The organism is Megasphaera hominis, from assembly GCF_014269395.1.
GTDB classification, from domain to species: domain Bacteria; phylum Bacillota; class Negativicutes; order Veillonellales; family Megasphaeraceae; genus Megasphaera; species Megasphaera hominis.
In genome coordinates, this window is record NZ_JACOGK010000054.1 from 1 (window position 1) to 9,013 (window position 9,013).

The 9,013-nt window shown below is 52.7% G+C and carries 4 protein-coding genes; 3 read left to right on the forward strand and 1 reads right to left on the reverse strand.

Features of this window, described 5'->3' with window-relative positions; all coding sequences use genetic code 11:
* Positions 1 to 527 precede the first annotated feature (527 nt).
* A complete protein-coding gene (locus tag H8J70_RS11950; protein ID WP_186504520.1) occupies positions 528 to 1,577 on the reverse strand; it encodes a zinc-dependent alcohol dehydrogenase in 1,050 nt (349 codons plus the stop codon).
* Positions 1,578 to 2,799: 1,222 nt separating this feature from the next.
* Between H8J70_RS11950 and H8J70_RS11955 the strand changes: the two genes are divergently transcribed.
* From H8J70_RS11955 to ligA, 3 genes are all read left to right on the forward strand, one after another.
* Complete coding sequence (locus H8J70_RS11955) at positions 2,800 to 4,071, forward strand: manganese-dependent inorganic pyrophosphatase (RefSeq protein WP_186504521.1); 1,272 nt, start codon at positions 2,800 to 2,802, stop codon at positions 4,069 to 4,071.
* 77 nt (positions 4,072 to 4,148) lie between these two features.
* Complete coding sequence (pcrA, locus tag H8J70_RS11960) at positions 4,149 to 6,353, forward strand: DNA helicase PcrA (RefSeq protein WP_186504522.1); 2,205 nt, start codon at positions 4,149 to 4,151, stop codon at positions 6,351 to 6,353.
* 18 nt (positions 6,354 to 6,371) lie between these two features.
* Positions 6,372 to 8,369, forward strand: a complete 1,998-nt coding sequence (ligA, locus tag H8J70_RS11965; protein ID WP_186504523.1) for an NAD-dependent DNA ligase LigA — start codon at positions 6,372 to 6,374, stop codon at positions 8,367 to 8,369.
* Positions 8,370 to 9,013: the final 644 nt, after the last annotated feature.

Here is a 9,013-nt window from a genome sequence, read left to right on the forward strand (position 1 = left end):
GAAAGTCTTACCTCAGGCAGTGTCCAACTTATTAAAAAGTACTGTTCAACTTTGCGTCAAATTATATTTCTGATTCTAATTTTTTAGATTTTAGTGTCCAAGTTTTGTTGACCAGTGCACCCCGTGAAGCGGGGAGAGTACCCGCCTTGCGGGGGAGAGAGGCTGGAAGAAACAACAGGTTTCGTATAAAATATTATTTTTTACAAGTACCCTCTCTCCCCGGTTATATCAGCGCTATAGCTTACTAATCAGCCAATTGATTACACTGTCATGAAACGCCTCTATCGACCGCTTCGCGGCCACTTTCCCCTCAGGGAAAGCAATTGCTCCATAAACCTTAAAAATAATAGTTTTATGCATGAAAAACAATATTATCTTAAAAATATATGAAAAGAATGCTTTCCCCGTGAAGCGGGGAGAGTACCCGCCTTGCGGGGGAGAGAGGCCAATAAAAATCAAATCAGATAAATACGGACCACTAGAAGGTACCCTAGTACCCGTTTTGCGGGGGAGAGAGGCCAGAAAACCTAAAACTTCACAACACCTTTCAAAATCGGATCGGTCCCCGATGCCAAGCGTTCCAAAGTGTTCTGCAACGATTCCAGCGGCACAATGTCTGTCACGTAAATCTCCGGATCGATAATGCCCTTAGCAATGAGATCAATGGTGCCTTCAAATTCGCTGCGTGTACAGGAAACGCTGCCGATGAGCCGTACTTCCTGTAACACTGCTCGATTGATGGGCACGGGAATGGTTTCCGTCATGCTGTTACCAATCATGACCACTGTGCCACCGGGTTTCACAGCGTTGATACACGTTGTCAGCGTAGCCTCGCTGCCAACGACTTCAAAGGCAATATCAAAGCCACCACCTGTAGCTGTGCGCATGGCTTCTTCATAATCAGCCTCACGGCTATCAAAATACTCGTCGGCATAGCCGGCTTTTTTTGTCACGCCGATCTTCAAATCATTATTTTTCGACATGGCCACATAAGAAGCACCGGACTTCTTAGCGAGCTCGCAGATCATGTTGCCAATAATCCCCGTACCGATGACGAGCACCTTATCGCCCAGCTTGATACCCGCCTTGCGGACTGCATGATAGGCCACCATGAGAGGGTCGATGAGGCCGGCAGCTACATCGGAAACCGTATCAGGCAACTTGTAGGCATTACTAGCCTTGCCGACAAATTTTTCCGCATAGGCACCGTTGCAGACAAAACCGATATAATTCGTCCCATTCACGTCGCGGCACAAATGCTCTAAGCCAGCCTGGCACATATCGCATTTACCGCAATACAAATTAGCCCAAAACACCACGCGGTCACCGACAGCAAACGAAGACGTACCAGGATTCGTCACGACACCACAAAACTCGTGTCCCATAATGAAATCAGGCAAAGCCTCCTTCGCCCAGCCCTTGCCAGCCTTCCACAAATGCACATCACTACCGCAAATCCCACAAGCAGACACACGAATCTCCATCTCCCCAGGCCCAACAACCGGCACAGGTACATCCTTCACAACAACCGTCTCAGGACCAGTAAGCACAGCAGCCTTCATCATTTCAGTATTCATAGAAAATCTCTCCTTTACAAAATCAATAGGTATGATGAAACTTTAACATTAAAGTTAACGTTAAAGTCAAGCACTGTACAGAAAAAAGCGATAGAATTTCCAACACCACCTCTAGAAACCTTGCCAAACCGTGCTATAATACTAGTAGTAACAATCAATCTCAATTGAATTGCACTAAATGAATTTAAGAAGCAATGGCTTTCCCAAAATGCCTTCCCTGGGACGGAAGGCGTATGGTGCCCGTGCGCACCATACGCCGTAGGTGACGGAAGCGTAGTATGCCTGTGTGCACACTACGCCGTTACTACTCAAGACTTGAATGAAATCAAGTTTTGAGCCAACCGGTAGCCCTAACGCGGATAGGCTGTAGCGCAGCAAAGCGGTCGATAGAGGCTGAATCCACAACCCCACATCTCCAATCCAGATTCATGAAGCAGGCTTTCTCCAAGAGTGGAGAAAGTGGCCGCGAAGCGGTCGATAGAGGCTGATTCCACAAAACCACATCACCAATCCAAATTCATGAAGCAATGGCTTTCTCCAAGAGTGGAGAAAGTGGGCGCGAAGCGGTCGATAGAGGTTGAATCCACAACCCCATTTCTCCAATCCAGATTCATGAAGCAATGGCTTTCTCCAAGAGTGGAGAAAGTGGGCGCAAAGCGGTCGATAGAGGTTGAATCCACAAAACCATATCTCCAATCCGAATTCACGAAGCAATGGCTTTCTCCAAGAGTGGAGAAAGTGGGCGCGAAGCGGTCGATAGAGGCTGAATCCACAACCCCACATCTCCAATCCAGAGTCATGAAGCAGGCTTTCTCCAAGAGTGGAGAAAGTGGGCGCGAAGCGGTCGATAGAGGCTGAATTCACAAACCCACATCTCCAATCCAAATTCACGAAGCAGGCTTTCCCCAAGTGCCTTCCCTGGGACGGAAGGCGTATGGTGCCCGTGCGCACCATACGCCGTAGGTGACGGAAGCGTAGTATGCCTGTGTGCACACTACGCCGTTACTACTCAAGACTTGAATGAAATCAAGTTTTGAGCCAATCGGTAGCCCTAACGCGGATAGGCTGTAGCGCAGCAAAGCGGTCGATAGAGGTTGATTCCACAAACCCACATCACCGCGAGTACTCTCACCGAGCAGGGAAATCAGTAGCACGGCGGCGCTGCTTATGGTATAATATCAAAGAAACAAACTTACACTACGCATTTTATGAGGTGATTACATTGACAAAACCAATTATCGTAACAGGACACAAGAGCCCTGATACGGACTCCATTTGCTCATCCATCGCCCTGGCTCGTTTGAAACAGCTGCAGGGTATTGACGCTATCCCTGGCCGGGCTGGCGAACCGAATAAAGAAACAGCCTTCGCACTGAACTACTTCCACGTAGAACCGCAGCAACTCATTAAGGATTTCTACGTCAAAGTTGGCGAAGTAACCCATACAGACGTAGAACCGCTGAAAGTCAGCGCCAGCCTTAAAGACGCTGCCCAGTGGTTTGCTACGCACCCGGCTTCCATCGCTCCTGTTGCCGACAACGGTGCCTTCCGCGGCGTCATCGACCGCACGGCCCTGGCCGAAGAATTCATCAAAACCGTAACCGGTCAGGAACTGAGCATGGTCAAAGATCTCATGCACGATCCGGACGTCTTCTTCAGCACGAGTGACCGCGCTTGCGATCTCCCGGAAGAAGGCCAGGTAGTCGTCGTTGACGACGGCAAATACGTAGGCATGACCTGCGCAGCCTGTGCAGCCGGCGTAGAAAAACAGAAAGTATTCCTCGTCGACCACAACGAAAAGAAACAGATCATCGACGGTATTGACGACGCAGAAATCATCGGCGTTGTCGACCATCACCGCATTGGCGGTACCTTGGCTACAGACGGCCCGATCTTCATCCTTTTCCGTCCCGTCGGCTGTTCCGCAACGATCGTTACGGGCCTCTACAAACAGGCAGGCGTAGCAATTCCTAAGGAAATTGCCGGTCTCCTCTTGTCGGCCGTTATTTCCGACACGGTTCTTTTCCGCAGCCCCACGTGCACCGAAGAAGACAAGGCCGCAGCTCATGAACTGGCTGCTATCGCCGGTGTCGACATTGAAAAATATGGCATGGAACTCCTCAAAGCCGGTGCCAACGTTTCCGACCTCACGCCGGAACAGATCACCAAAAACGACATGAAGGAATTCTCTGACGGCAACATTACCTTTACCATCGCTCAGGTACAGGTCATGGACGTATCGGACCTCCTGGCTCAGAAGGACGTCCTCGTCAACGCCCTGGAAAAACTGCGCGCAGCCAACAACTACGCCGCTTCCTTCCTCATGATCACGAGCATCATCGACGAAGCGACGAACCTCATCTTCGCCGGCAACCTCGACGAAGTCGTCGGCAAAGCCTTTGGCAAAGACGTATTGGATAAAGAAGTCTACCTGCCCGGCGTCATGAGCCGTAAAAAACAGGTCGTACCGCCCATCCTGTCGGCGCTGAAATAAGTAAGACCCAATTGTACTGATTCGAAGTGCCCTCATTGAACGATGAGGGCATTTTCTTTGAAGGAGGATACATTGATTTGAATCCCATTCTTAGCACCCTCAACGACCAGCAGCGTAAGGCCGTAGAACACACGGAAGGCCCCTTGCTCATTACAGCCGGCGCCGGCTCAGGCAAGACTAAGGTTCTTACGAGCCGCATTGCCTATCTCCTCGAAAAAGGCGTCGCTCCCTACCATATCCTGGCCATTACCTTTACCAACAAGGCCGCCAAGGAAATGCGCGAACGTGTACAGAACCTCGTTGGCGCCGATGCCGAACGCATTTGGCTCAGCACCTTCCATTCCTTCTGCGCCAAGCTCCTGCGCTTTGAAATCGACGGCTTCGACGGCTACACTCGTAATTTCACAATTTACGACGCAGGCGACCAGCAGACCCTGGTCAAAGACTGCCTGAAGGAAATCAACCTGGACGACAAGCAGTTCCCGCCGCGCTCTGTCCTGGCCACTATTTCGTCGGCCAAGAACGCCCTCATGACGGCCAAGGAATTTGCCTCCCGGGCCGGCGATTTCTACGAGCAGAAGGTCTCCGACGTGTACACGCTCTACGAAAAGAAGCTCCACGACAACAACGCCATGGACTTCGACGACCTCCTCTTCATGGCCGTGCGCCTCTTGCAGGACAACGCAGACGTACGCGAAAAATACCAGAGCCGTTTCCAGTATATCCTCGTCGACGAATACCAGGATACAAACCGCGCCCAGTACCTCCTGACGCATATCCTGGCTGCGCGCTGGCAGAATATTTGCGTCGTCGGCGATGCAGACCAGAGCATTTACGCCTGGCGCGGTGCCGATATTAGCAACATCATCGACTTCCAAAAGGACTATCCCCAGGCGACGACGATCAAGCTGGAACAGAACTACCGCTCGACGAAAACCATTCTCAATGCGGCCAACGCCGTTATCGATAACAACACGAGCCGTCCCCAGAAAAATCTCTGGACAGAAAACCCGACGGGCCACAAGATCATTCATTATCACGCCCAGACGGAACACGACGAAGCCGACTACATTGCTGGCGTCATTTACAACCGTCACGGCATCGAAAAAGAACCCTACGGCGACATGGCCATCCTTTTCCGTACGAACTCCCAGTCCCGTGTTCTCGAAGAACAGCTCATGCGCTACGGCATTCCCTATACCATGGTTGGCGGCACAAAGTTCTATGACCGCAAGGAAATCAAGGATATTATTGCCTACCTGCGCCTCCTGTACAACCCCGAAGACAGCCTAAGCCTTATGCGCATCATCAACGTACCGAAGCGCGGCCTCGGCGCGACGAGCATTGAGCACCTCATGGACTACGCCGAAGAAGAGGGCATTTCCCTCTTTGAAGCCCTTTCGTCGACAGAAGAAATCCCTGTGAGCAAACGGGCCAAGGCAGCACTGGAAAACTTTTCTGTTACTATCTTCGATCTCTTAGGCCACGCCGAAGAATGGGATGTCCTGCATCTCATGGAAGAGGTCATTAAGCAGACCGGCTACGGTGCTATGCTCGACGCCGAAGCGGCCCACGATCCGCAAGGCGAAAGCCGCAAGGAAAACGTAGGCGAATTCCTTTCCGTTGCCAAAGATTACGTCGATGGCCATCCGGAAGGCAATCTCCAGGACTTCCTGGAAACGGTAGCCCTCGTGAGCGACGTCGACGAATTCGAAAGCAGCGAATCGAAGGTCACCCTCATGACGCTCCACGCCGCTAAGGGCCTGGAATTTCCTGTGGTCTTTCTGGCCGGCCTCGATGAAGGCCTTTTCCCGCACAGCAGGACCCTCATGGATGACAACCAGATCGAAGAAGAACGGCGTCTGGCCTATGTCGGCATTACCCGGGCCGAACGGCAGCTCTACGTCACCAATGCGTCGACGCGTACCATGTACGGCCGCGTTTCGGCGTACTTGCCCAGCCGTTTCCTCGATGAAATCCCGGAAGGCCTCATGGAAGAGTACCACCGCCGGGCGACGACACCGGTCCGCCAGACCGGCGACGTACTGGGACGCCAGCGCGTATCCGTCCTGGCTACCAAGCCTGTAGCAACGAACCTGCCCAAGCAGCACGCCGTCGACAGTACGTGGCAAGTCGGCGACAGCGTCCGTCACAAGGTCTGGGGCACAGGCCGCGTCCTCGCCGTCATCGGCGAAGGGCAAAACATGCAGCTCAAGCTGGAATTTCCGACCAAGGGCATCCGCCAGGTCGTCGTCAAATTCGCACCCATCGAAAAAATCTGAGAAGGGGAGTAGAAAACCATGTCGCAAACTGAAGACCTGCACAAACGCTTACAGGAACTGCGCGAAACCATCAATACCCTGAGCTATCAGTATTACACGCTCGACAAACCGACTATGAGCGACTACGAATACGATATGATGTACAGGGAACTGGAAAACATAGAAAAAGAACATCCTGAATGGATTACACCGGACTCGCCGACCCAGCGCGTAGGCTCCAAAATCTCCGGCGGCTTTGCCAAGTACACCCACGACCGGCCTATGCTGAGCATGGGCGACGTCTTTAACGACCAGGAGCTGCGCGAATTCGACCAGCGCGTCCGCGATGACCTGGGTGGCGAAGACCTGGAATATGTAGTGGAACTGAAAATCGACGGCCTGGCAGTCAACCTCATTTACGAACAGGGCCAGTTCATCCGCGGCGTCACCCGTGGCGACGGCGTCACCGGCGAAGACGTGACCAATAACGTCCGCACGATTCGCACCATTCCCTTGCGCATCGACAGCGACTCGCCGCACATGGAAATCCGCGGCGAAGTCTACATGCCCATTCCCGCCTTTGAACAGCTCAACAGCCAGCGCCGCGACGACGAATTGGAACCCTTTGCCAATCCCCGCAACGCCGCTGCCGGCTCGCTGCGCCAGCTCGACCCGCAGATTACAGCCCAGCGCAAGCTCGCCTTCTTTGCCTACGCCATTGGCGGCACTGTGGGCATCGACATTCCCAGCCAGGAAGCCCTCCTGCAGGATCTGAAGGCTTTCCATTTCCAGGTCAACCCGGAATACAGGAAATTCACGAACATCGAAGACGTCATCACCTTTATCCACAGCTGGGATGACCGCCGCGACACCTTGGGCTACGCCACAGACGGCATGGTCGTCAAGGTCAACTCCTTTGCCCAGCAGGCTCGTCTCGGCAATACCGTAAAGATTCCCCGTTGGGCCATTGCCTACAAATTCCCGCCGGAACAGGCCAAGACCAAGGTCCTGGGGATCTCCGTCAGCCTCGGCCGCACAGGTGTCCTCACACCGGCTGCGGACCTGAAACCGGTCCGGCTGGCCGGTACGACAGTAAAACGGGCTACCCTCCACAACGAAGACTACATTCGTGACAAAGATATCCGCGTCGGCGATACCGTCGTCATCCAGAAAGCAGGGGAAATCATCCCGGAAGTCGTCCGCGCCCTGCCAGAACTGCGCACAGGAAGTGAAGAAGTCTTTGCCATGCCTGCGACCTGCCCGAGCTGCGGCGGCCCCGTCGTCCGCAGAGAAGGCGAAGCAGCCACGCGCTGCATCAACCCGGACTGCCCGGGCGTCCTCCTCGAACGGGTAGCCCACTTTGTTTCCCGCAACGCCATGAACATTGACGGCCTGGGCGACGCCATCGTCAGCCAGCTCCTGGACCACGAACTCATCCATACTGTAGCCGATATCTACGGCCTGAAAAAAGAAGACCTCGTCGGCCTCGACGGCTTCGGCGAAAAATCAGCCGACAACCTCCTAAAAGCCATCGAAGCCAGCAAAAGCGTAGGCCTGGCCCGCGTCCTCTTCGCCCTGGGCATCCGCTTCGTCGGCGCCAAAGCCGGCCGCATCCTGGCCGAATGCTTCGGCACCATCGACGCCATCATGAACGCCAAAGCCGATGAACTCACCGTCATCGACGAAATCGGCCCGCGCATCGCCGAAAGCGTCGTCCAATACTTTGCAGACGAAAAACACCGCGCCCTAGTAGAAGCCCTGCGCCACTACGGCGTCGACATGACAGCCGAAAAACGCACCTTAATCAACGTCTCCTTCGACGGAGAAATCGTAGTCCTCACAGGTAAACTCCAAACCATGACCAGACAAGAAGCCCAAGAAGCAGTAGAACAACGAGGCGGCAAATGCACAAACTCCGTCACCAAGAAAACCACACTAGTAGTAGTAGGCGCTGACCCAGGCAGCAAATACGAAAAAGCCCAACAACTAGGCACCCACATCATCACAGAAGAAGAATTTAAAGAATGGCTAAAATAGCTTTCCCCGCTGTATGGCCTTCCCTGGCAGAGAAGGCGTATCGTGCCCGTGTGCACGATACGGCGAAAGTGTCGGAAGCGTAGTATGCCTGTGCGCACACTACGCCGTAACTACTGCCTGATTAATCAGGCAGCCAATTAGTGGTCCTAACGTTGATGTAACAAAGTGAAGCCGGGAGAGAGGCCTAAAATAGCTTTCCCCGCAAAGCGGGGAGAGTCCCCGCTTTGCGGGGGAGAGAGGCCGAAAAAAGAAACAGGATCTGTATAAAAATATAAATATCATTTTCTGCAAGTACCCTCTCTCCTGCTATATCAGCATTATAGCTTACTAATCAGCCGCCTAATTACACTGGTATAATACGCCTCTATCGACCGCTTCGCGCCCACTTTCCCCTCAGGGAAAGCAATTCGACCATAAACCCTAAAAAATATTGTTTTATGCATAGAAAATGATAATATCTTAAAAATATATGAAAGGTAGGCTTTCCCCGTGAAGCGGGGAGAGTACGGCGAAGCCGGGAGAGAGTGCACTGGTCAACAAAACTTGGACACTAAAATCTAAAAAATTAGAATCAGAAATATAATTTGACGCAAAGTTGAACAGTACTTTTTAATAAGTTGGACACTGCCTGAGGTAAGACTTTC

Excerpts from the sequence above, each read along its gene's own strand:
- ligA (WP_186504523.1), top strand. The coding sequence starts at position 6,372 with ATGTCGCAAACTGAAGACCTGCACAAACGCTTACAGGAACTGCGCGAA.
- H8J70_RS11950 (WP_186504520.1), bottom strand. The coding sequence starts at position 1,577 with ATGAATACTGAAATGATGAAGGCTGCTGTGCTTACTGGTCCTGAGACG.